We start from the raw sequence: 22,141 nt of genomic DNA, 5'->3' as shown, positions 1-22,141 counted from the left end.
TCAACGTTACCGTCACGTCCATCGTGGCGCAGCCCCTCCGCCTTGTCCCCGGCGGCAATCATAAGCATCACGGGTTAACGATCTGCCGGATTGTGTGAGGACGGTCAGGGTGCTGTTGGGAGCCTCAGGACGTTGCGCGGAAGGCTCCGCGTCAGCGGCGCGGCATTCCGATCGACCGGCCGAGGCGCTCGGGCCGGGCGAGTTCGGCATGGGCGGCGGCGGCGGCCGAGACGCGGGCGAAGGTCTCGGCGGGGAAGGGCGCCACCTTCGGCGTCTCGCCGCGCTGGTCGATCGACAGGCTCAGGCTTTCCAGCGTTGCGGCGGCCCAGCCGTCGGAGTGGTGCAGTTCCTGGAAGATGTGCAGCCGCTTCTCGTCGAGCCCGACGATCTGCGAGGTCACGTAGACTTCCGCCTGCGGCGGCACTTCGCGCAGGTAGCAGACATGGGCTTCCGCCGTGTAGGTGGTGTAACCGCGTTCGGCACGATAGGTCTCGCCGAGGCCGATCGAGTCGAACAGGCCGTCGATCCCCTTGTCGAAAAGGACATGGTAATAGGCAAGGTTCAGATGCCCGTTATAGTCGATCCATTCCGGGCGGACGGCCATCAATCCTGAACGATAGGGCAACGCGGTCGGCGACGTCATGGTGGCTCCTGGCAAGATGGCGCTGGGTCAGGCAAAGCGTGCGGGGCACGGGAAGTCAAACCGGCTGACGGTGCCGCAGCACGCGGCGAAACGGAATGCGGCAAGGGCCGCGCAGGCGCTGCCGGGGGGCGGCGCAGGGACGGAGAGGGAGAACGACATGGCGCTGGCGGATATTCTGGCCGAGCGGCCGGCAAGGCGCGAGGGGATCGCCGGGGCAGTCGCGGTGCTGAAGCAGCGCTTCGGCGAGCGGCTGGTGACCGGCGAGGACGTGCGCCGGGCGCATGCCCATTCGACCACCTACATTCCGAACCAGATGCCCGATGCGGTCGCCTTCGCCGAGAGCGAGGAGGAAGTGCAGGAGATCGTGCGCATCTGCGCCGAATACCGCACACCGATCGTCGCCTTCGGAACCGGTTCGTCGCTGGAAGGCCACGTCAACGCGCCCCAGGGCGGCATCTCGCTCGACCTGTCGCGCATGGACCAGGTGCTGGCGGTGCATCCCGAAGATCTCGACTGCGTTGTCCAGCCGGGCGTCACCCGCGAGGCGCTGAACGCGCATCTGCGCGACACCGGCCTGTTCTTCCCCATCGATCCCGGCGCCAATGCCAGCCTCGGCGGCATGGCGGCGACGCGCGCCTCCGGCACCAATGCGGTGCGCTACGGCACCATGCGCGACAATGTCATCGGCCTGACCGCGGTGATGGCCGACGGCAGCCTGATCCGCACCGCCCGCCGCGCCCGCAAGACCTCCGCCGGCTACGATCTGACCCGGCTGCTGGTCGGCTCGGAGGGCACGCTCGGCATCATCACCCAGCTCAATCTGAAGCTCTACGGCATTCCCGAGACGATCCTGTCGGGCGTCTGCCCCTTCCCGGACGTGCGCAGCGCCTGCGACGCGGTGATCCAGACCATCCAGATCGGCATACCCGTCGCCCGGATCGAACTGCTCGACGCCCAGTCGATGCAGGCGGCGATCGCCTATTCGCAGCTCGATCTGCAGCCGCAGCCGTCGCTGTTCGTCGAGTTTCACGGCTCGCAGGGCTCTGTCGCCGAACAGGCCGAGATGTTCGAGGCCATCGCCGACGAGCATGGCGGCGGGCCGCTGAAGAGCGCGGCGCGCACCGAGGACCGGGCGCAGCTGTGGAAGGCGCGCCACCAGTTCTACTGGGCGGCGCTGGCGCTGCGGCCCGGCGCCAAGGGCATTGCTACCGATGTCTGCGTGCCGGTGTCGCGGCTGGCCGACTGCATCGCCGAAACCCAGGCCGATATCGACGCGGCCGGTCTCGTCGCGCCCATCGTCGGCCATGTCGGTGACGGCAATTTCCACGTCACGCTGCTGCTCGACATGGAATCGCAGGCCGAGATCGATGCCGCTGAGGCCTTCATGGCGCGACTCGCCGAGCGGGCGGTCGCCATGGACGGCACCTGCACGGGCGAGCATGGCATCGGCCAGGGCAAGCGCTCCTATCTGCGCAAGGAACTGGGCGGCGCTGTCGACGTGATGAAGACCATCAAGAGCGCGCTCGACCCGCTCGACATCTTGAACCCCGGAAAGATCCTCCCGTAATCTCAGACGGATAGCCCTGGGGCGCGCGAGGGCGCGCTGCGCCGCGCGCATTGGTTCGACCACCGGTCGCCGGGCGCCGCGCCGGTTTCGCGCCGCCCCCGCGTCCTCTAGGATCAGCGTCGGACAAGCGGCGGCGGCCATTGTCGGGCCTGTCGACCGGGCATCTTCAGGAACAGCAGGAAAAGGAGCCCGTACTGGTCAGAGCCTTCGTCTTCCTCGGCGGACTTCTCGTTCTCGCGCTGCTCGGCGCGTTGTTCGCACCGTATTTCATCGACTGGACCGCCTATCGCACGGATTTCGAGCGTCAGGCCTCGCAGATTCTCGGCCGCAAGGTGGTGGTCGAGGGCGAGGCCGAGGCGCGGCTGCTGCCGTTCCCGTCGGTGACCTTCGGCGACGTGACGGTGCTCGGCGACGACGGCGAGGCGCTCCTGACCATCGCGCGCTTCCGCATGGACGCCGAACTGGCGCCGTATCTGTCCGGCGAAATCCGCATCTACTCGATGACCGTCGACACGCCGGACATCCGGGTGCCTGTGCTGGCGGACGGCACGATCGACTGGGTCGTCGAGCGGCCGGCGATCCCGCGCGGCGCGACGGTGGTCCTGGAGAATGTCGCCGTCGAGAACGGCACGGTGACGGTCGAGAACGGTCTGACCGGTCGGACCCACCGGCTGGAAGATCTCAACGCGACCCTCTCGGCAGGCTCGCTGGCCGGTCCGGTGGACGGGCGCGGCAGCATCGTGGTCGGCGGCGAGGTCATCGCCTTTTCGGTCGGCATCGGCACGCTGCAGGAAGGCGGCGACCTGCCGGTGCGCATCGAGACGGCGAACGAGACGCTGGCGACCTCGCTGACGCTGGATGGCAGCGCCAGTCTGAAGGGCGGCCGTCCGGGCTTCGCCGGCTCCATTGCGGTGACCCGTCCGCTGCCGCCGGCCTCGGCCACGGCGGAAGAACTCGCGGCGCGCGATCCGTTCGCGCCGGCAGCGCCTGAGGCGGCCGGTGAAGCCGCGTCCGAGCAGCCCGCCGTGATGCCGGTGAAGGCGGTCGGTGCGATCGTCCTGTCGCCGACGGCGGCTGAGGTCAGCGACATCCGCGTTCAGGCCGGCGAGGCGACCCGCCCCTATCTCCTGACCGGCGAGGGCCGTTTCGATTTTGCCGGCATCCCGAAATTCCTCCTGAATCTCGAAGGCGAGCAGATCGACGTGGACCGGATCGCCGCCGAGGAGAATGGCGACGCTTCGCAGGTTCTCGGGCTTGCCGAACGGGTCGAGGCGATGCGCGCGGTCCTTGCCGAAATCCCGCGGCCGACGATCCCGGGCACGGTGGAAATCTCGCTGCCGGTCATCATGGCCGGCGACACGATGATCCGCGATGCGACCCTGGCGGCGAGCCCGACCGAGACCGGCTGGTCGCTGTCGCGGCTGATCGCACAGCTTCCGGGGCGGACCCGGCTGGAAGCCACCGGCCTCGTCGATCTGGACGAGAGCTTCGGCTTCACGGGCGATCTGCTGCTGGCCTCCAACCAGCCCTCGGGCTTTGCCGACTGGCTGACCGGCGAGATCGACCCCGCCATCCGCCGGCTGGGCCGGGCCGGACTGTCCGCAAAGGCCGAGCTGAGCGCCGAGCGGCAGGCCTTCACCGAGATGGAGATCGATGTCGGCGGCGACCGGATCACCGGCTCGCTGGAACGCGCGCGCGCGGACGACCACACTCGGATCACCGCCGACCTCGACGGCAAGGCGGTCGATCTCGACGCCTTCATGGCATTGTCGCAACTCTTCACCGGCAATGCCGATTCGCTGGCCAATGCCGACCGCTTCGACGTGGCGCTGACCGCCGGTCCGGTGAATCTGCGCGACGCGTCAGCCGACCGGATCGATGCCGATGTGAGCTTCGACGGCGATACGCTGGCCATCGCCACCTTCGCGGTCGAGGGGCTGTCGGGCGCGACGATCAACGCCTCGGGCGAGTTGTCGGACCTTGCCGGCGAGGCGCAGGGCCGTCTGGCAGTGTCGCTGCAGTCGGATGCGCCGCAGCGCTTCTTCGATTTCCTCCTGAAACGCTTCCCCGACGTGCCGCTGCTGAAGACGCTGGACAGCCAGGCCGCGCATCTGGCGCCGCTGGCCCTGTCGGGCGAGGTCGAGACGCTGGAGGGCGAGACCGGCAAGAAGCCGACGCTGTTCGTGCGGCTCGACGGCACCGCTGCCGGCAGCAAGATCGACCTGTCCTCGTCCATCGAGAATGGCCTTTATGCGCGCACGGAGAGCGGCCGGTTCGGCCTTGACCTGCGGCTCGAGAACGATGCGCCGACGGTGCTCCTGTCGCAGCTCGGCATTCCGGCCATCGACATCGGCGCGCCGGCGCCGCTGGAGGCGGAACTGTCGCTTTCGGCGGCCGAAACCGGCCCGGTCGTGACCACTGCGACGCTGCGCGCGCCGGGCAGCGAGGTCAGCCTCGACGGTCTGCTGGAGGTCACGCCGGAGGGCATCTCCGGGGCGGAGATCTCGGCCTATCTGCGCAGCGAGGACGCGGCGCCGTGGCTCCTGACCGGCGCGATCGATCTCGGCCAGTCGCTGGACGCGGTGCCGCTGCAACTCAACGGCGCCCTCGTCTATGACGGTGGCCACTGGAGCCTCAACGATCTCTCCGGCGAGGTCGCCGGCACCCGCATTGCGGCCAGTCTCGACAAGGCCGTCGACGAGGAGGTGACGGGCCATGTCGATCTCGACCGCCTGTCGCTGCCCTGGATCGCGCATCTCGTCTTCGGCCGGCCGGTGACCAAGGGGCTCGGCGGCGACGCGTGGCCGACCGAGGCCTTCCGCGACAGCCTGATGCCCTCGCTGCCGTTCTCGCTGCGGATGACGGCCGACAATGTCCTTGCCGGCGACCATACCTTCACGGATTTCTCGGCGACGATGTCGGGCGGGGCCGGGGAGGCGGCGTTCTCAGATGCGAGCCTGACCCTGCCGGGTGGCACGCTGGCGGGAACCTTCGCCCTGCGCAATGCCGACGGTCTCGGCCGCGTTACCCTCGATGTCGCCACCGAAGGTTTCGCGCTCGACAGCGTCTGGCCGGCGCTTGCGGCCTTCGAGGCCGACCCGCGGATGGATGCCACGATCCGGCTGGAGGGCACCGGCCAGTCCTATGCCGCCCTGGTGTCGGGCCTCACCGGCGCCGGCCGCGTGGAGGCGCGCGACCTGGTCCTGCCGGGCATTCCCCAGGAATTCTTGTCGCCACTGCTCGCCGTCGCCGATCAGGAAGGGTTCAGCCCCGATACCGATACGCAGGCGGCCCTTGCGATGGTCAGCGGCGGGGCCGGTTTCGCCATCGCCGAAGCGGCGTCGGATTTCGCCGTGACCGCGGGCCGGGTGCGGTTCTCGCCGGTGACGGCGCGCGACGACGGCGCGACGCTGACCATGAATGGCAGCGTCGATCTCGGCGAAGCGATCGTGGACGGGGAATTGCGGCTGGAGGCAGCGCCCGGCGACGACTGGGTGGAGGGGGCGGACCCGAGCGTCAGCTACGATGTCGCCGGTCCGCTGGCCGCGCCGCGCCTGACCGCCAATGTCGCGCCGCTGGCCAATTACCTCTCGGTGCGGGCGCTGGAGCGCGAGCAGGCGCGGGTCGAGGCGATGCAGGAAAATCTGCAGGAGACGCTACGGCTGCGGCGCGAGACGCGGTTCTATCGCTGGCGCGAGGCGGAAGCCGCTCGCATCGCGGCCGAGCGCCGGGCTGCCGAAGAAGAGGCCGAAAGGGCCCGCCGGGACGCCGAGGCCGCGGCGAAGGCCGCCGCGGAGGCGGAAGCCGCGCAGGCAGCGGCGGCGGAAGCGGAAGCTGCCGAGGCACGTCGGCGCGAGGCGGCGGCGGCCGAAGAACAGCGCCGCCAGGATGCGCAACGACAGCAGCAGGGGGCGGAGGAACAGCGCGGACGCGCTGCCGCGCAGGCCCGCCAGCAGCGAGCGGCACCGCCGACCGCACCCGAGGCGCCCACGGAACCGGACTCCACGCTGCCGCCCGGCGTCAATTTCAGCCGCCCGATCCCGGAAGCGCCGCCGGGAGACAGCAGCCGGTTCCCGTCGCTGCCCGGCGTTGCCAATCCCCTGGAATTCTAGGCTTCATCGCAGCCAGAGTGGCCCCCGCGACGGGCCTGCAGAAGCACGAGAAACCGGAGGTGGCGTCGATCGACGCGTGGCTCAGTCGCTTGCGCGATGGGCGAGGGCGTCGTCCAGCACGAAGAGGCGGATGGCGGATGACAGATTGCTGGCCGGATCGCGGGCGGCATCGATCTCGGCGATCATCGCGGCGATCGGCAGGTCGCGGCGGCCGGCAATGCGCCGCAACTCGTCCCAGAAGCGATCCTCGACGCTGATCGAGGTGGCGTGGCCGCTGATGGCGACCGAGCGTTTGACGATCATGCGGGATCGCCGGAGGGATCGTCCATGCCGGCGTCCGGGTCATCCCGGCGCTCGCGTTTCAGCCCATCCAGCTTGCGGGCCGCGTCGCTCCGCTCGGCCTCGGCCACCTGCCGGACGGCCTTCGGCGTGCCGTGGCGCACGCGATTGTCCTCGGCCACCCGCGCATCCGCCGCGCGCGCCTTGCGCTTGCGGGCGGTGCGGAGATTGATGATGTCGGCCATGGGCGGGATCCGGCGGTGCCGGCAGATATCAGGGTTTCTTGCGGAACGCGTCGAGGGACACGACTTCGGCGTCCTTCTTTTCCTCTGGCTCGGATGCGTCGTCCGAGGCCGGGGCGGCCGCTACCTTTTCCTTGGCCTGAAGCTTCGTCGGCGTCAGGATCTGCGCCGGCGGGGAGGCGGTCTCGATCTCGTCCGCGTCGCCGTCATCGGCGCCCTCGGACTGCTCGTTGGCCGCATCCATGCCGCGCACGTCGAACTCCAGCTCGAAATTCACCGCCGGATCGTAGAAGCCGCGGATCGCCGCGAAGGGGATCAGCAGGCGCTCGGGAATGTCGGAGAAGGACAGGCCGACCTCGAAGGAGGTGTCGGTGACCTGCAGGTCCCAGTACTGGTGCTGGATGACGATGGTCATCAGCTCCGGATATTTCTCGCGCAGCCGCGAGGAAATCCGCACGCCGGGGGCCGTCGTCAGGAATGTGATGAAGAAATGGTGGTCGCCGGGAAGGCCGGTCTTCACGACCTCGCCTATCACCTTGCGAATGACGCCACGCAGGGCGTCCTGTGCGAGAACATCGTAACGGATATGATCCTGGCCCATTGCGGTGTCCCGATCCTGCATGCCTGATGATGGTGGCGGGCGCCGCCCGGACCATCTCGTAATAGTGGAGGCTTCTGTTGCCAGGTGCCTCCGGACCCCGCCTAGAAGTGCGAACCTCCAGGGCTTGAATTGAAGCGATCGCGCAGCTTACGCTGCGAGACGTGCTTCCGCATAGTTGTCGTTTGCAACTACAAATAGGCCCGATAACGGCGGAACCATGCCGAGCAAAAGTCCGATCTTTACACCCTCGTCGATCCTATTTCGCCCCCGCCTGAACCCATCGCCGCGGGATCGCCGCGAGGGGATGGGTTCAGGTGGAGGCGCCGGGTACCGCCCCCGGGTCCGAAAGGTTTATTTCATCGGCCGTTTATCGCCATAGCCGGCACGAAGCCGGCACGCGCAATATAGGCAGGGGATTCCGCCATGAAAAGCCCATGACGCTTCCGAAACCGCAGGGAATCGGACAAAGTCTGCGGGCAGGCATTCCGCCATGCCATCGAGGAGCCCCGCATGGACTATCTCGCCAAGGTCAAGGAATATCAGCCGGACGCCGATGAGGAGCGCGTGAAGCGGCTCGAGCAGCGCCTCCGGCTGGTGCTCAGCAAGCGCGACACGGCGGCCGTATCGGCCGGCGACCCCAAGGAAGTGGAGCGCGCGGCCGCCTGGGTGCAGAAGGCCTGTTCGGTCTCGGCCGAAGCTGCGCGGGAGGCCATCGACGGCGTCCTCGAGCAGATGAAGGGCGACCGCATGAAGAGCCGCCTGGTGGTCTATTACCTCGCCGCCGACCGGCTCGGAAAGCTCGCCGACATCTAGTCCAGCCGGCGCGGGCACTCCGCGCGGCTCATCCAACAAGCGAACGACCGGCTGGCTGCGGCCCCGGAAGGGTATGTGACATGCGCCAGTATCTGGATCTTCTGACGAGAGTCATGGAGACCGGTTCCGATCGGCCTGACCGCACGGGGACCGGCACCCGCTCGGTCTTCGGCCATCAGATGCGGTTCGACCTCGCCGACGGCTTCCCGATGCTGACAACGAAGAAGCTGCACTGGAAGTCGGTCGTCCACGAATTGCTGTGGTTCCTGAAGGGCGACACCAACATCGCCTATCTGAAGGCCAATGGCGTGCGAATCTGGGACGAGTGGGCCGACGAGAACGGCGATCTCGGTCCGGTATATGGCGCCCAGTGGCGCTCCTGGCCCGATTATGACGGCGGCCATATCGACCAGATCGCGAAGGTGGTGGAGGCGATCCGCCGCACGCCGCAATCGCGCCGGCTGGTGGTGTCGGCCTGGAACCCGGCGCTGGTCGACGAGATGGCGCTGCCGCCCTGCCATTGCCTGTTCCAGTTTTACGTCGCCAACGGACGCCTGTCCTGCCAGCTCTACCAGCGCTCGGCCGACATCTTCCTGGGCGTGCCGTTCAACATCGCCTCCTATGCGCTCTTGACGGCGATGGTCGCGCAGGCGACCGGCCTGAAGCCGGGCGACTTCGTCCATACGCTCGGCGACGCGCATCTCTACAGCAACCACGTTGAACAGGCGCAGCTGCAGCTCACCCGCACGCCGCTGCCGCTACCGACGCTGACGCTCAATCCGGCGATCGACGATCTCTTCGCCTTCGGCTTCGACGACATCGCGCTGGAAGGCTACGAGGCGCACCCGCATATCAAGGCCAAGGTGGCGGTCTGATGCGCGACGACGGCGCGATGCTGTGCGAAGAGGCGAGGGCGACGGTATGGCGGTGAAGGATCCGGCGCTCGTCGCGGTGGTCGCCATGGCCGAGAACGGGGTCATCGGCGATGCCGGCGCGATGCCGTGGCGCATGCCGAGCGATCTCAAGCGCTATCGCCGCCTGACCATGGGCAAGCCGATGATCATGGGGCGCAAGACCCTAGACTCCATCGGCCGGGTGCTCGACGGGCGCGACAGCATCGTCCTCAGCCGGGCGGAGCAAGTGCCGTATGAGGGCGCAATCCTCGCCGGCACGCCGGACGAAGCGCTGGAGCGCGCCCGTGACGCGGCGGCCGCCCGCGGGGCGGACGAGATCGTCGTCGCCGGCGGCGCCGAGATCTATCGTCTGTTTCTCGACCGGCTCGACAGGCTGTACGTGACCCTGATCGCGGTCGATGTGAGCGGCGACACGGTGTTTCCGCCGATCGATCCGGCAATCTGGGCGGTCGAATCGGACGAGCCCTGCGAGCGGGGGCCGAAGGACAGCGCCGACAGCCGCTTCACCGTCTATGTCCGGCGCGACCGATAGCGGCTGGAGCGCCGTTGGAGCGGGACAGAACTGCCGCATTGTTCACCATTTGCGAACACCCCTGGGCAAATTGGTCACACTCGCGTTGAAAGCCGATTTGGCAGTTCTTATAAGGGTCGTACGGATCTGCGCGTGAAAAGCGGGAGGCTCGACGCCCGCAGAAATCCCTGAAATTTGGAAGGACAGCGATGCCCTGGAGCAATCAGACTGGCAATGGCGGCTGGAAAGGCGGCGGCAGCGGCGGCGGCAACGGCGGCCCCTGGGGCCAGCGTCCGCAGTCTCCGCGCCCCGGTGGGAACGGCGGTTCGCCGGATCTGGAAGACATCCTGCGGCGCGGCCAGGACCGGCTGCGGCGCGCCATCCCCGGTGGTGGTGGCGGTGGCAGCGGTCCGGGCTCTCCGGCCGGCATCGCCGGTTGGGGCATCCTGTTCGTCGCGGGCCTCGCGGTGCTGTGGCTGTTCAAGGCGGTCTATACCGTCCAGCCGGACGAGATCGGCGTCGAGCTCCTGTTCGGCAAGCCGCGCCAGGAACTGTCAGACCCGGGTCTGCACGTCGCCTTCTGGCCGTTCGAGACCGTCGAGACCGTGCCGGTCGTCGAGAACCAGATCACCCTCGGCAGCAGCCAGAGCGGTGACAATTCCGGCCTGATGCTGTCCGGCGACCAGAACATCGTCGATGTCCAGTTCGCCGTCCTCTACCAGGTCGACGATCCGCAGAACTATCTGTTCCAGGTCGACGATCCGATCGCGATGCTGCAGCAGGTGTCCGAAAGCGCCATGCGCGAAGTCGTCGGCCGCCGTCCGGTGCAGGACGTCTTCCGGGACGACCGCGCCGGCATCGCCGAGGAGGTCCGCCAGATCACCCAGGACACGATGAACGAGTACCAGGCCGGCCTGCGGGTCAACGGCATCTCGATCGAGGACGCGGCCCCGCCGAGCCAGGTCGCCGACGCCTTCGACGAGGTGCAGCGCGCCGAGCAGGACGAGGATCGCTTCATCGAGGAGGCGAACCGCTATCGCAACCAGCAGCTCGGCCAGGCCCGAGGCGAGGCGGCGCAGATCCGCGAGGATGCCGCCGGTTACAAGAACCGCGTCGTCCAGGAAGCCGAGGGTGAGGCGCAGCGCTTCAGCTCGATCCTCGCCGAGTTCGAGAAGGCGCCGGAGATCACCCGCAAGCGTCTCTTCCTCGAGACCATGGAGGGCGTCCTGAAGGGATCGACCAAGATGATCATCGAGCCGGGTGCCGCAGGCGGGCAGGGGGTCGTTCCCTATCTGCCGCTCAACGAGCTGCAGCGTCCCGGAACGGCCGGCGCCCAGCCGCAGGCCCAGCGCAACACGACCACCGGTAACGCGACGGTCCAGCAGGGAGCGAACTGATGAGCAACCGCTTCTACGCGATCGCCATTGCGGTCGCCGTCGTCGCCCTCGTGGTGTGGAACTCGATCTTCATCGTCAACGAGAAGGAGCAGGCGATCGTCCTGCGCTTCGGCGAGATCCAGCGCGTCGTCGACGAGCCGGGCCTCTACTTCAAGTGGCCGGCGTCCTTCGTCGGTGCCGACCAGGTCCGCAAGCTGCCGGACCGGCTGCTGCGCTTCGATCTGGACGACATCCGCGTCCAGGTCTCGGGCGGCAAGTTCTACGAGGTCGATGCCTTCCTCGTGTACAACATCTCGGACGCGGCCCGCTTCCTGCAGGCGGTCTCGGGGTCGATCCCGGCCGCCGAGCAGCGGCTGCGCACCCGTCTCGATGCGGCGCTTCGCCGGGTCTACGGTCTGCGCGGCTTCGAGGCGGCGCTGTCGGCCGAACGCGCCGACATGATGCGGCAGGTGCGTGACCAGTTGCGCCCGGATGCGGCCTCGCTCGGCATCGAGCTGACCGACGTGCGAATCCGGCGCACGGACCTGACGCAGGAGGTCTCGCAGCAGACCTACGAGCGCATGCAGGCCGAGCGTCTGGCCGAGGCCGAGCGCCTGCGGGCCCGCGGTCAGGTTGCTGCCCGCGAGATCCGCGCCGCCGCCGATCGCGGCGTGGTGGAGACGGTGGCCGAGGCGCGCCGCGAGTCGGAGATCCTGCGAGGCGAGGGCGAGGCCGCACGAAGCGGTATCTTCGCCGAGGCCTATGGCGGCAATCCGGAGTTCTTCGACTTTTACCGGTCGATGCAGGCTTACCGGGAGTCGCTGGAAAACTCGGGCACGACGATGGTGCTGTCGCCGGAGTCGGAGTTCTTCCGCTACTTCAGCGGCGATGGCGGAGCCGGGCTTGCCGGTGTTGCGGCAACCGGCGCGACGCCGGGCACGCCGACCTCCGATGCCGCGCCGGCATCGGACGCCGACAACGCTGCCGCCGCCGACACCGCGGCGGCACCGGCAGACGCCGCGCCGGCGGATGCGCCGGCCGCGGACACCGCCGGGACCGCCACCGATCCGGCCGCTTCGGCGGGCGCCCTGGCAGGCGACGCCGAGCAGACCGGTTCCATCGCCCAGTGAGCGATTTCGTCGCCGCCCTCGGTCTCGTTCTGGTGATCGAGGGCGTCGTCTACTGCCTGTTTCCCGACGGGGTCCGGCGCATGGCCCGTACGGCGGCCATGCTGCCGGACCGCTCGCTGCGGATCGGCGGCCTGGCCGCCGCCATCGCCGGCGTCGGCATCGTCTGGCTGGTGCGCCACTAGACCCGGCCCGCATGACGGGTGTCCCGCCTGCGCCCACGAGAGCTGCCGGCCCTCCGGCAGCGCCGCGATTGGCGGCCTCCTCCCGGCTCCCTCTTCATCACCATTGCGTCGGCGACAAGAAACCTTCTTGATTCGGACGCGGTTTTCCGGTCCCGTCTCGCTCACCCGAGTACGGGCGCCGCGTTTGATCTGCGGGACGCGGCTGCCGCACGGGACGATGCCGTCGCGCGGCAGCCGCGTCCCGCGCCGATGCGAGAGGATTTGACATGAGACTTCGGACGACCGGAACGATGCGCCGCTCCGCCGGCCAGGCGTCGGCGGCAATGGCCGTCGCCGCGATGGCACTCCTGCATCCGCTGGCCGCGCAGGCGCAAACAGAGGCTCAGGCGCAAACCGAGGCGGAAGCGCCGGAGAGCGGCGAGGTCCAGGCCGACGCGCCGGACACGGCCGTTCCGGCACTGCCGGTCCCGCCGGTGGACAATGGCCCGACGCAGGAAGCCCGTCCCGCTCCCCCAATCGCGGCGCCGGGCGCCGGCGCGGCGCGGGGACCGGCCTCGGTCGCCGATCTTGCCGAGGGGCTGCTCGACGCCGTCGTCAACATCTCGACCTCCCAGTCGGTCGATGTCGCCGGCCGGGGCGTTCCGCCGCTCGAGGCGCCGGAAGGCTCGCCGCTGCAGGATTTCTTCGACGACCTCCTGCAGGACCGGGACGGTCTGGGCAACCGGCGTGTGCAGTCGCTGGGTTCGGGCTTCGTGGTCGATCCCTCGGGCGTCGTCGTGACCAACAACCACGTCATCGCAGACGCCGACACGATCACCGTCAATTTCGCCGATGGCACCCAGCTCGACGCCGAACTGATCGGCACCGATCCGAAGACCGACCTCGCGGTGCTGAAGGTGGAGCCGGAAGAGCCGCTGGTGTCGGTGAAATTCGGCGATTCGGAAGCCCTGCGGATCGGCGACTGGGTCATGGCCATCGGCAACCCCTTCGGCCTGGGCGGCTCGGTGTCGATCGGCATCGTCTCGGCCCGCGGCCGCAACATCAATGCCGGCCCCTACGACAATTTCATTCAGACCGACGCGGCGATCAATCGCGGCAATTCCGGCGGCCCGCTGTTCGATCTGAATGGCGACGTCGTCGGCATCAACACGGCGATCATCTCGCCGACCGGCGGCTCGATCGGCATCGGCTTTTCGGTGCCGGCAAACCTGGCCGTCAACGTCATCGACCAGCTGCGCGAATTCGGCGAGACGCGGCGTGGCTGGCTGGGCATTCGCCTGCAGGCGGTGACCGACGACATCGCCGAAGGCCTCGGGATCGGCGAAGCGCGGGGCGCCGTGGTCATGGGCATCGTCGAGGGTGGCCCGTCCGACAACGGCCTCCTGAAGGTCGGCGACGTCATCGTCTCCTTCGACGGCACGGCGGTGGAGAGCTCGCGCGACCTGCCGCGCATCGTCGCGGAAACGCCCGTCGGCAAGGCCGTCGCGGTCGAGGTGCTGCGCAAGACCGCCACCGACAAGCCTGCCGAGCGGACCAGTGTCGAGGTGACGCTGGGCCGGCTGGAGGATGGCGAGAAGCTGATGGCCGAATCCGAGGACGCAGCGCCGACGAGCGATCCTGACGCGGCCGAGACCGGCGACACGGATGCCGGACCGGTGGAAACGCTGGGCATGACGCTTACGGAGATCGACCCGACGCTGCGCGAGCAATATGCGCTGGCCGAGGACGCCAAGGGCGTGGTCGTCACCGCCGTCGCACCCAACTCGAATGCCGCCGAAAAGGGCATCGAGGCCGGCACGCTGATCCGCGAAGTGGCGCAGGAAGAGGTCGCGACGGCGCGCGAGGTGGCCGACAAGATCGCCAAGCTCAAGGACGAGGGCCGTCGCAACGCGCTGCTGCTGCTGGCCGCCAGCAATGGCGATCTGCGCTTCGTCGTCGTGCCGATCGAATAGTCCGGCGGGCGATCAGCCGGGCCGCACGATCTCGTCGGTCCGGTAGCCCTGGATGAACAGCAGCGCGGTCAGGTCGCCATGGTCGACCCGGTGGGGCGCACGGGCGGCGACGGTCGGCTTGGCGTGCAGCGCGACGCCGGTGCCGGCCCGCTCGATCATCGGCAGGTCGTTGGCGCCGTCGCCGACGGCAATCGCATCGGCGACGGCGAGCCCGAGCCGTGCCGCGAAATCCTCCAGCGCCGCGACCTTGGCGGCGGAGCCGAGGATCGGTTCCGCGACGCGCCCGGTGAAGGCGTCGCCCTCATGCTGCAGGGTGTTGGCGCGGTTCTCGTGGAAGCCCAGCTTCTCCGCGATCGGTCCGGTGAAGACGGTGAAGCCGCCCGAGACGAGGGCGGTGAAGGCGCCGTTGGCGCGCATGGTGGCGACGAGTTCGGCACCGCCGGAGGCCAGCGTGATGCGCTCGGCGATGACCTCGGCAACCGCGGCGGTCGGCAGCTTCTCCAGCAGCGCGACGCGTTCCTTCAGGGCCGGTTCGAAGGCGATCTCGCCGTTCATCGCGCGGGCGGTGATGCCGGCGACGCGGTCCTTGATGCCGATCGCGTCGGCAAGCTCGTCGATGCACTCCTGATCGATCATGGTGGAATCCATGTCGGCGATCAAAATCCGCTTGCGCCGCTGGTCGTGCTGCTGCACCACGCAGTCGAACCCGCCATCGGCCGCGATCGCGGCGAGATCCTGCCGCCAGGTCGGGGCCGCCGGTGCATCGAAGCGAAGATCGGCGGCATAACCGGGGGCCAGCCACGCGGCCCGGTCCGGCGTCGTGCCGACCGCCTCGGCGATCGCGGCGAGGCCGGAAGCGGGCAGACCGGCACCCTTCGGTGCGGCAATGAGCGTGGCGACGAGCATGAAGCGACAGTCCGAAATGGCGGGAAAACAGGCGATCCTGATAGCCGGGCCGACCGCCAGCGGCAAGTCGGGCCTCGCGGTGGAACTGGCCGAGCGTCACGACGGTGTCGTGGTCAACGCCGATTCCATGCAGGTCTATGACGGCCTCAGCATCCTGACCGCGCGGCCAGACGCCGATGCGCTCGCCCGCGTGCCGCACCGGCTCTACGGGCATGTCGCGCCCGACCGGATCTATTCCGTCGGCGCCTGGATTCGCGATGTCGCGCCGGTGCTGGAGGAGATCCGCGCGGCCGGCAAGCTGCCGATCCTGTGCGGCGGCACTGGCCTCTACTTCAAGGCGCTGCTCGGTCTTCTGGACGACCTGCCTGAAGTGCCGCCGGAGATCCGCGACCGCTGGCGCAACCGGCTGGCGGAGGAGGGCGCTCCGGCTCTTCACGGGCTGCTGGCGCGATCCGATCCCATTGCCGCGCAACGGATCGATCCGGCCGACGGGCAGCGGATCGTCCGGGCGCTCGAGGTGGGCGAAGCGGCCGGGCAGCCGCTGTCGGCCCTTCAGACCGGCCGGCGTCCCGGTCTTCTGGACCCGTCCGCCTGCGTAAAGCTCGTGACGGCGCCGGATCGCAGCGTGCTGCGCCAGGCCATCGCCGAGCGCTTCGCCCAGATGATGACGGCAGGTGCGCTGGAGGAGGTCGCGGCGTTCCGCACCATCCCCGGCGCGATGGAGGGATCGGCGGCCAACGCCATCGGCGTCGCCGAACTGTCGGCGGTGCTCGACGGAACGATGGCGCAAGATGTCGCGGTGGCCCGTGCCGCGACCCGCACCCGCCAATATGCCAAGCGCCAGGAGACCTGGTTCCGGCACCAGTTCGATGCGAGCTGGCGGCGGCTTGCGTCCCCCGACATCGCCGCGATCGAGACGATTTGAGCAATCGCCTTAAGTGATCGGACAGCTTCTCGTCGTATCAGTTCCCATGGGGAAGAATCGGGAAGTCGGGCGGTCGATGAAGGTCACCAAGGCAGAGCTTTCGGTCGGGCTTTATCTGGCTGCGATCGTCGTTGCGGTCGCCTGTACCGTCAAGGCGCATGCGGTCACCGTGGCGATCCTCGCCCGGGTCGGCGACAGTGAGCCGCCGATCATGAGCGGCCTGTTTGCGGCGACCATCGCCAGCCTCGTCGTGGCGCTGGGCACCGGCCTGTTCCTGATCCTGCCGACCATCCGCGCGCAGCTGCGCGAGCAGGGCAAGCTGCGCTCGCTTGCCGGCACGCTCGAGCAGCGCTCCCAGCATCTGGAGCAGGCGGCGCTGACCGACCCGCTCACCGGCCTGCGCAACCGGCGTTGCTTCGACCGGATGTTCGAGGAATATGTCGTGGCCTTCGACCGTGTCGGCCGCCCGGTCGGTCTGCTGCTGTTCGACCTCGACAAGTTCAAGGCCGTCAACGACACCTACGGCCACGATGTCGGCGACGAGGTGCTGAAGGCGGTCGCCGGTTGCCTGACCGATTTCGCGCGCCACCGCGACGTGGTCGCCCGTCTCGGCGGCGAGGAGTTCGCCATCATCGTGACCAACATGTCGGCGCCTGGCCTTGTCTCTTTCGCCGAGCGGATCCGCCAGGCGATTTCGGGGCTCACCATCCGGGTCGGAGACGTCAAGCTGCGCACCACGGTATCGGTGGGGCTGGCCTCTTCGGAGCCGGGCGATGGCTGCGCGGCGATCTTCAAGCGGGCCGACGTCAATCTCTACAAGGCCAAGCAGGCGGGGCGGAACCGGGTCAGTGCCGGGTCGGCCGCCGGGGTGCTCCTCGGAACCAACGCCTGAGCCGCCGCGTATAGGCTCTTCACAAGGCGAGGAGCGACATTGACCACACTGGACATTCCCCACCAGCATCACGACTGGCTCCGCAAGGCAGCACGGGCCGGCTACGCCGCTCGCGGGCTAGTGTATCTCATCGTCGGCTATTTCGCGTTTCGCGCCGCCTACGCCACCGGCCGGGCCATGGGGACCAAGGACGCGGTCGACACGGTCGCCGGCTCCGCCTTCGGGACGGTCGCCCTCGTCGCGCTCGTCGCGGCGCTGACCTGTTTCACCATCTGGCGGCTGATTCAGATGTTCTTTGACGTCGACGAGCACGGTCTCGACGCCAGGGGCGTGTTCGCGCGTTTCGGCCTGCTGATCAGCGCCTTCGCCTATGGCGGTACCGCATTCTATGCGGCGACGGTCCTTGCCGGCATGCGGTCGGACGGAGGCGGTGGCGGTGTCGTCGCGGCGGCCTACGATTCCGGCTACGGCGTCTGGATCACCTATATCGTGTCGCTGGGCATGGCGGTCGCCGGCGCGGCCCACATCTACAAGGGCGTGGTCGCCGGCTTCGAGAAATACATGACCATTCCCGCCGGCAAGCGCGCCTGGCTGCGGCCGATCTGTCGCTTCGGCCTGATTGCCCGGGGCGTGACCTTCTTCGTTCTGGCCGGCCTCCTGTTCACCGGTGCCGTCTCCTATGGCGAGGGCGATACGCCGGGGCTGGAAGCCGCGCTGCAGGCGATGTCGGACTGGAGCTATGGCTGGGTGCTCCTGTCGCTGACCGGGCTCGGGCTGATTGCCTTCGGCGCCTATGCCTGCGTCGAGGCACTCTATCGCCGCATCCACATCGAGAAGGTCGGCTGAGCTCAAGCTGCCCGGCGGCAGGACCGCCGCCGGGCACGGGCGCAAGATAAGTCGTTGACGGACGCGCTGGACGGGCTTAGCTTCCGCCCCATGACAAAGATCAACATTCTCGTAGTAGGACGGCGCACACGCGAGGCGGTCTAGGGACCGCCCGGCGAGAGCCACGTGTGCGCAACTCAAAGGGCCCCAGCGGCCCTTTTTTATTGCGCCGAGTTCCGACACAGCATCCGGACCGGGAGCGGCGCCAGACCAACCCGGCAGGCACGAGACGGAAGACGAGCCATGAACGCGACATCGGACACACGGGAAATGACAGGCGCGGCGATGGTCGTGCAGGCGCTGAAGGATCATGGCGTCGCCGACATCTTCGGCTATCCGGGCGGCGCGGTTCTCCCGATCTATGACGAGATCTTCCAGCAGGAAGCGGTCCGCCATATCCTGGTGCGGCACGAGCAGGGGGCCGGCCACGCCGCGGAGGGCTATGCCCGCGCCACCGGCAAGCCGGGCGTCATGCTGGTGACCTCAGGCCCCGGCGCGACCAATGCGGTGACCGCGCTGCAGGACGCGCTGATGGATTCGATCCCGCTGGTCTGCATCACCGGCCAGGTGCCGACGACGCTGATCGGCTCCGACGCCTTCCAGGAATGCGACACGGTCGGCATCACGCGGCCCTGCACCAAGCACAACTGGCTGGTGAAGGACGTCAACGATCTGGCGCGCGTCCTGCACGAGGCCTTCCACGTGGCGACCACCGGTCGCCCGGGTCCGGTCGTCGTCGACATTCCCAAGGACGTGCAGTTCGCCACCGGCCTCTACACGCCGCCGGCACCGCAGACCCAGCACGAGAGCTACCGGCCGAAGCTGGTCGGCGACCGCGACCGCATCGAGGCGGCGGTGGCGATGCTGGCGAGCGCCAAGCGGCCGATCATCTATTCGGGCGGCGGTGTCATCAATTCCGGCCCCGAGGCCGCGCAGCTCCTGCGCGAGATGGTCGCGCTGACCGGTGCGCCGATCACCTCGACGCTGATGGGGCTCGGCGCCTATCCGGCCTCCGGCGAGAGCTGGCTGGGCATGCTGGGCATGCACGGCACCTACGAGGCCAATCTGGCGATGCATGGCTGCGACGTCATGCTGTGCGTCGGCGCGCGCTTCGACGACCGCATCACCGGCCGGCTCGACGCCTTCTCGCCGCACTCCAAGAAGATCCACATCGACATCGACCCCTCGTCGATCAACAAGAACGTGCGCGTCGACCTGCCGATCATCGGCGATGTCACCCATGTCCTGCGCGACATGGTCGGCATCTGGAAGGAGCGCGGCACGGCGATCGACCCGGCCTCGCTCGCCGGATGGTGGGACGAGATCGGCACGTGGCGGGCCCGCGACAGCCTGGCGTACCGGCCGAACGACGACGTCATCATGCCGCAATACGCCATCCAGCGGCTCTATGCGCATACCAAGGATCGCGAGACCTACGTCTCCACCGAGGTCGGCCAGCACCAGATGTGGGCAGCGCAGTTCTACGGCTTCGAGGCGCCGAACCGGTGGCTGACCTCAGGCGGTCTCGGCACGATGGGCTATGGCCTGCCGGCGGCGATCGGCGCGCAGATCGCCCATCCGGACGCGCTGTCGGTCTGCATTGCCGGCGATGCGTCGGTGCTGATGAACATGCAGGAGATGTCGACGGCGGTGCAGCACGGCGCCAACGTCAAGATCTTCATCCTGAACAACCAGTATATGGGCATGGTCCGGCAGTGGCAGCAGCTCCTGCACGGCAACCGCCTGTCGAACTCCTACACCGAGGCGCTGCCGGACTTCGTCAAGCTGGCCGAGGCCTATGGCGGCCACGGCATCCGCTGCCAGAAGCCGGGCGATCTCGACGCGGCCATCGAGGAGATGCTGGCCGTCGACAAGCCGGTGCTGTTCGACTGCCGGGTGGCCAACCTCGCCAATTGCTTCCCGATGATCCCGTCGGGCAAGGCCCACAACGAGATCCTCCTGCCGGACGAGGCGAGCGACGAGGCCGTCGGCAGCGCCATCGACGCCAAGGGCCGGGCCCTGGTCTGACCGGGCTGGCAGACGCAGTATAGACGACTGGAGAAGGGCGGCGGCAACGCCGCCCTTCGTCGTTTCAGGTCTATGACGGGCGGTCGAAGGCGACGCTGCGGCCGTCCGAGCGGATTTCGAGCTCGAAGCCGTCGCCGCGCGCATCGAGCCCGCTGAAGACGAAGAAGCTCTTGTAGTTGTCGCGGTTCGACAGGGTCACGCGCAGGATCTCGGCGTCCGGCATCAGCGCCTCGGCGATCCGCAGGATCCGCTCGGGCACGTCCTCCTGCAGGATTTCGCGGTCGATCTTCACGACCGCGCCGTCCTCGGCGACGGTCACCGCCACGTCGCGGCCGCTGCGCATCTCGCCGCGCAGGGCGTAGACTTGCTGGTCGCCATCGTCGCGGATCGCCACGGAGCGGAACTGCGCGCCGGGCAGGGCCAGTTCGGCGCTGCCGATGACCGCCAGCGGCACCGCGATCATGTCGGGCTCGGATGCCTGCGGCGCCGCAGCGTCCTCCGCCTCGTCCATCGCCGGGTCTTCGGTGGCGGCGAGCCGATCGGCCTGCTTCGCCTCGCCGGGGCTCGCGACCTCGCCGTCAGGCGCCGCGTCCTCGGGCGCGACCGCCGGCTTGTCCATCGCCGCCATGCCGTCCTCCTCGGCCATGGTGGCCGGTCCGGTCGGTTCGGCATCCTGCGGCGCCTCGGTGACCGAGGATTGCGGCATCGTGCCCGCGACACCGGCGGCATTGCGGGCGGTGTCGGTCAGTTCTTCCGGCGGCGAGTCGAGGGCGTCGATGTCCAGTTCGCTCGCAGCGTCGTCGGCGCTGTCGGCAATGATGTCGACCGCATCCTCGTCCTCGGCGTCATCCGCGAGGCTGTCGGCGGCCATGGCGCCGGACATCGCCGCGTCGGCCGGGTCTTCGACGTCGCCATCGATCCCGTCCAGCGCGGTATCGGCCATATCGCCATCCTCGCCGACCTCGGACTCCGAATCGTCATCGGACATGGCGTCGGCCATCGCATCATCCTGCGGGTCCGCATCGACTGTGTCCGCAGCGCTGTCGTGCAGATCCATCTCTTCGGCCGCATCGGCCTCCGAGATATCGGCGGCATCCGCCTCCAGTTCGCCCGCGGCGTCGTCGGCACTGTCGGCGATGATGTCGGCGGCATCCTCGTCCTCAGCGTCATTCATGGCACTGTCTGTGGCCATGTCGCTGGGCATCGCGGCGTCGTCGGCGTCGACCTCTGCCGCGTTTTCTACATCGTCATCGATCTCATCCAACGCGGTGTCGGCCATATCGCCATCGTCGCCGATGTCGGTCTCCACCTCATCTTCGGACATGGCATCGGCGGTTTCGGTATCGGCCTCGGCCGGGCTGTCCTCTTCGAGGACGTCGGCCATCACATCATCCTGTGGGTCCGCATTGGCGCTGTCATGCGAATCCATCTCGTCGGCCGCATCCGCCTCGGGGGCATCGGCGATGTCCGCCTGGTCGTCCGGCTGCGCGGGATCGGTGGAGGCTTCGCCCAGGGCGCCGGCGTTGCCGGTGTCGCCGATCAGGTCGTTGATCGCAGCCGATGCGGTGCCGGGAGCACGCGTATCCTCATCGTCGGCTTCGGTGCCGGACGCCTGGCTGTCCGTCTCGGGGTCGGTCGGCGCTTCGCCGGACGAACCTTGCGCGGCGGCAACGCTGTCCTCGATGATCGTCCCGGCGTCTTTCGCGTCCGTCTCCGCGTCGGGAGCGGTCGGCGCTTCGTCGCTCGCCATCTTGTCGCTCGCGTCGCCATCGGGCGCTGCGGAGAGTTCGGTGGGCGGTTCGGCGAGTTCCTCGCTTGCGCCGAGTTCGGATCGCGCGGCTTCGCCGCTGGCGTCGATCTCCCTGGCCGCCGTCTCGGATGTCGCGTCCGCTGTCGGCGCAAGGGCCTGTCCGACCACCGCATCGGCGGGAACGGCGACGAGCGAACCGTCGCGGCAGGTCAGACGGAAGAGGCCGTCTTCGCCTTCGACCCGGATCGTCAGGGCAAAGCCGCCATCGGTGAGCGCAGGCACGCACTGGGCCCGGCCCGGCTCCTGCGCGATCGCCGCACCGAATGCCGGCAACGCCAGTGCAGCCGTGGTGCCCAGAAGCATGATCGTCTTCATGTCCGTCTCTCCCTCTTGGTTGCCACCGCGTCCGGCGCCTTCATGGCAGGTGAAGATG

The 22,141-nt window shown here is 68.6% G+C and carries 19 protein-coding genes and 1 other RNA gene; 13 read left to right on the top strand and 7 right to left on the bottom strand.

Going from position 1 to position 22,141, the window contains the following annotated elements:
- Window positions 1-151: 151 nt before the first annotated feature.
- Entirely contained in the window at window positions 152-643 is a 492-nt protein-coding gene (locus ACEQX1_RS06425; protein ID WP_228238600.1) for a thioesterase family protein, read from the bottom strand.
- A 157-nt stretch (window positions 644-800) separates the two neighbouring features.
- Between ACEQX1_RS06425 and ACEQX1_RS06420 the strand changes: the two genes are divergently transcribed.
- Window positions 801-2,210 (top strand): FAD-binding oxidoreductase, encoded by a 1,410-nt coding sequence (locus ACEQX1_RS06420; protein WP_370196628.1) that lies wholly within the window; start codon window positions 801-803, stop codon window positions 2,208-2,210.
- A 140-nt stretch (window positions 2,211-2,350) separates the two neighbouring features.
- Window positions 2,351-6,322, top strand: a complete 3,972-nt coding sequence (locus tag ACEQX1_RS06415; RefSeq protein ID WP_370196627.1) for an AsmA-like C-terminal region-containing protein — start codon at window positions 2,351-2,353, stop codon at window positions 6,320-6,322.
- Window positions 6,323-6,403: 81 nt separating this feature from the next.
- Here the strand turns inward: ACEQX1_RS06415 and ACEQX1_RS06410 are convergent, their stop codons facing one another.
- The 4 genes from ACEQX1_RS06410 to ssrA form a co-directional block, all read right to left on the bottom strand.
- Window positions 6,404-6,625 (bottom strand): ribbon-helix-helix domain-containing protein, encoded by a 222-nt coding sequence (locus ACEQX1_RS06410; RefSeq protein ID WP_370193230.1) that lies wholly within the window; start codon window positions 6,623-6,625, stop codon window positions 6,404-6,406.
- Complete coding sequence (locus ACEQX1_RS06405) at window positions 6,622-6,846, bottom strand: DUF4169 family protein (protein WP_370193232.1); 225 nt, start codon at window positions 6,844-6,846, stop codon at window positions 6,622-6,624. Before ACEQX1_RS06405 ends, ACEQX1_RS06410 begins: the two co-directional genes overlap by 4 nt.
- 28 nt (window positions 6,847-6,874) lie before the next feature.
- The gene (locus ACEQX1_RS06400) at window positions 6,875-7,444 is read right to left on the bottom strand and encodes an SspB family protein (protein WP_370193234.1); all 570 of its coding nucleotides are present in this window, start codon (window positions 7,442-7,444) and stop codon (window positions 6,875-6,877) included.
- Between the two features lie 63 nt (window positions 7,445-7,507).
- Window positions 7,508-7,878, bottom strand: a transfer-messenger RNA (tmRNA) gene (gene ssrA, locus ACEQX1_RS06395).
- Between the two features lie 76 nt (window positions 7,879-7,954).
- On the opposite strand from ssrA, the gene ACEQX1_RS06390 reads away from it, so the two are divergent.
- From ACEQX1_RS06390 to ACEQX1_RS06360, 7 genes are all read left to right on the top strand, one after another.
- The gene (locus ACEQX1_RS06390) at window positions 7,955-8,257 is read left to right on the top strand and encodes a DUF2853 family protein (protein ID WP_370193236.1); all 303 of its coding nucleotides are present in this window, start codon (window positions 7,955-7,957) and stop codon (window positions 8,255-8,257) included.
- A gap of 80 nt (window positions 8,258-8,337) precedes the next feature.
- Window positions 8,338-9,132: a thymidylate synthase gene (locus ACEQX1_RS06385; protein ID WP_370193238.1), complete on the top strand. Its 795-nt coding sequence runs from the start codon at window positions 8,338-8,340 to the stop codon at window positions 9,130-9,132.
- Window positions 9,133-9,178: 46 nt separating this feature from the next.
- On the top strand, window positions 9,179-9,703 hold the full coding sequence (locus ACEQX1_RS06380) for a dihydrofolate reductase (RefSeq protein ID WP_370193240.1): 525 nt from the start codon (window positions 9,179-9,181) through the stop codon (window positions 9,701-9,703).
- Window positions 9,704-9,891: 188 nt separating this feature from the next.
- Window positions 9,892-11,079: an FtsH protease activity modulator HflK gene (gene hflK / locus ACEQX1_RS06375; RefSeq protein WP_024348533.1), complete on the top strand. Its 1,188-nt coding sequence runs from the start codon at window positions 9,892-9,894 to the stop codon at window positions 11,077-11,079.
- Entirely contained in the window at window positions 11,079-12,188 is a 1,110-nt protein-coding gene (gene hflC, locus ACEQX1_RS06370) for a protease modulator HflC (protein WP_370193243.1), read from the top strand. Before hflK ends, hflC begins: the two co-directional genes overlap by 1 nt.
- Window positions 12,185-12,370, top strand: a complete 186-nt coding sequence (locus ACEQX1_RS06365) for a DUF2065 domain-containing protein (protein WP_024348531.1) — start codon at window positions 12,185-12,187, stop codon at window positions 12,368-12,370. The genes hflC and ACEQX1_RS06365 overlap by 4 nt, the downstream gene beginning before the upstream one ends.
- A gap of 266 nt (window positions 12,371-12,636) precedes the next feature.
- Window positions 12,637-14,322, top strand: a complete 1,686-nt coding sequence (locus ACEQX1_RS06360; protein WP_370193245.1) for a Do family serine endopeptidase — start codon at window positions 12,637-12,639, stop codon at window positions 14,320-14,322.
- A 12-nt stretch (window positions 14,323-14,334) separates the two neighbouring features.
- Here ACEQX1_RS06360 and serB read toward each other — a convergent pair whose 3' ends face one another.
- Entirely contained in the window at window positions 14,335-15,228 is an 894-nt protein-coding gene (gene serB / locus ACEQX1_RS06355; RefSeq protein ID WP_370193247.1) for a phosphoserine phosphatase SerB, read from the bottom strand.
- On the opposite strand from serB, the gene miaA reads away from it, so the two are divergent.
- From miaA to ACEQX1_RS06335, 4 genes are all read left to right on the top strand, one after another.
- A complete protein-coding gene (gene miaA, locus ACEQX1_RS06350; protein WP_370196626.1) occupies window positions 15,227-16,153 on the top strand; it encodes a tRNA (adenosine(37)-N6)-dimethylallyltransferase MiaA in 927 nt (308 codons plus the stop codon). The genes serB and miaA overlap by 2 nt on opposite strands.
- 76 nt (window positions 16,154-16,229) lie before the next feature.
- Window positions 16,230-17,045 carry a GGDEF domain-containing protein gene (locus tag ACEQX1_RS06345; protein WP_188077385.1) on the top strand — a complete coding sequence of 272 codons (816 nt, stop codon included), beginning with the start codon at window positions 16,230-16,232 and terminating at the stop codon, window positions 17,043-17,045.
- Window positions 17,046-17,084: 39 nt separating this feature from the next.
- The gene (locus tag ACEQX1_RS06340; protein WP_370193251.1) at window positions 17,085-17,891 is read left to right on the top strand and encodes a DUF1206 domain-containing protein; all 807 of its coding nucleotides are present in this window, start codon (window positions 17,085-17,087) and stop codon (window positions 17,889-17,891) included.
- Window positions 17,892-18,173: 282 nt separating this feature from the next.
- Window positions 18,174-19,958 carry an acetolactate synthase 3 large subunit gene (locus ACEQX1_RS06335; RefSeq protein ID WP_370196625.1) on the top strand — a complete coding sequence of 595 codons (1,785 nt, stop codon included), beginning with the start codon at window positions 18,174-18,176 and terminating at the stop codon, window positions 19,956-19,958.
- A gap of 70 nt (window positions 19,959-20,028) precedes the next feature.
- Here the strand turns inward: ACEQX1_RS06335 and ACEQX1_RS06330 are convergent, their stop codons facing one another.
- Entirely contained in the window at window positions 20,029-22,083 is a 2,055-nt protein-coding gene (locus tag ACEQX1_RS06330) for a hypothetical protein (protein WP_370193255.1), read from the bottom strand.
- Window positions 22,084-22,141 lie beyond the last annotated feature (58 nt).

This window comes from Aurantimonas sp., from assembly GCF_964217435.1.
In the GTDB taxonomy this organism is placed as follows: Bacteria; Pseudomonadota; Alphaproteobacteria; order Rhizobiales; family Rhizobiaceae; genus Aurantimonas; species Aurantimonas coralicida.
Note: the sequence above shows the minus strand (reverse complement) of the source record. Positions and strands in the feature narration are given on the sequence as shown.

Excerpts from the sequence above, each read along its gene's own strand:
- ACEQX1_RS06390 (WP_370193236.1), top strand. The coding sequence starts at position 7,955 with ATGGACTATCTCGCCAAGGTCAAGGAATATCAGCCGGACGCCGATGAG.
- ACEQX1_RS06420 (WP_370196628.1), top strand. The coding sequence starts at position 801 with ATGGCGCTGGCGGATATTCTGGCCGAGCGGCCGGCAAGGCGCGAGGGG.
- ACEQX1_RS06385 (WP_370193238.1), top strand. The coding sequence starts at position 8,338 with ATGCGCCAGTATCTGGATCTTCTGACGAGAGTCATGGAGACCGGTTCC.
- ACEQX1_RS06405 (WP_370193232.1), bottom strand. The coding sequence starts at position 6,846 with ATGGCCGACATCATCAATCTCCGCACCGCCCGCAAGCGCAAGGCGCGC.
- ACEQX1_RS06330 (WP_370193255.1), bottom strand. The coding sequence starts at position 22,083 with ATGAAGACGATCATGCTTCTGGGCACCACGGCTGCACTGGCGTTGCCG.
- hflC (WP_370193243.1), top strand. The coding sequence starts at position 11,079 with ATGAGCAACCGCTTCTACGCGATCGCCATTGCGGTCGCCGTCGTCGCC.
- ACEQX1_RS06345 (WP_188077385.1), top strand. The coding sequence starts at position 16,230 with ATGAAGGTCACCAAGGCAGAGCTTTCGGTCGGGCTTTATCTGGCTGCG.
- ACEQX1_RS06335 (WP_370196625.1), top strand. The coding sequence starts at position 18,174 with ATGAACGCGACATCGGACACACGGGAAATGACAGGCGCGGCGATGGTC.
- miaA (WP_370196626.1), top strand. The coding sequence starts at position 15,227 with ATGAAGCGACAGTCCGAAATGGCGGGAAAACAGGCGATCCTGATAGCC.
- ACEQX1_RS06425 (WP_228238600.1), bottom strand. The coding sequence starts at position 643 with ATGACGTCGCCGACCGCGTTGCCCTATCGTTCAGGATTGATGGCCGTC.
- serB (WP_370193247.1), bottom strand. The coding sequence starts at position 15,228 with ATGCTCGTCGCCACGCTCATTGCCGCACCGAAGGGTGCCGGTCTGCCC.
- ACEQX1_RS06360 (WP_370193245.1), top strand. The coding sequence starts at position 12,637 with ATGAGACTTCGGACGACCGGAACGATGCGCCGCTCCGCCGGCCAGGCG.
- ACEQX1_RS06410 (WP_370193230.1), bottom strand. The coding sequence starts at position 6,625 with ATGATCGTCAAACGCTCGGTCGCCATCAGCGGCCACGCCACCTCGATC.
- ACEQX1_RS06400 (WP_370193234.1), bottom strand. The coding sequence starts at position 7,444 with ATGGGCCAGGATCATATCCGTTACGATGTTCTCGCACAGGACGCCCTG.
- hflK (WP_024348533.1), top strand. The coding sequence starts at position 9,892 with ATGCCCTGGAGCAATCAGACTGGCAATGGCGGCTGGAAAGGCGGCGGC.
- ACEQX1_RS06380 (WP_370193240.1), top strand. The coding sequence starts at position 9,179 with ATGGCGGTGAAGGATCCGGCGCTCGTCGCGGTGGTCGCCATGGCCGAG.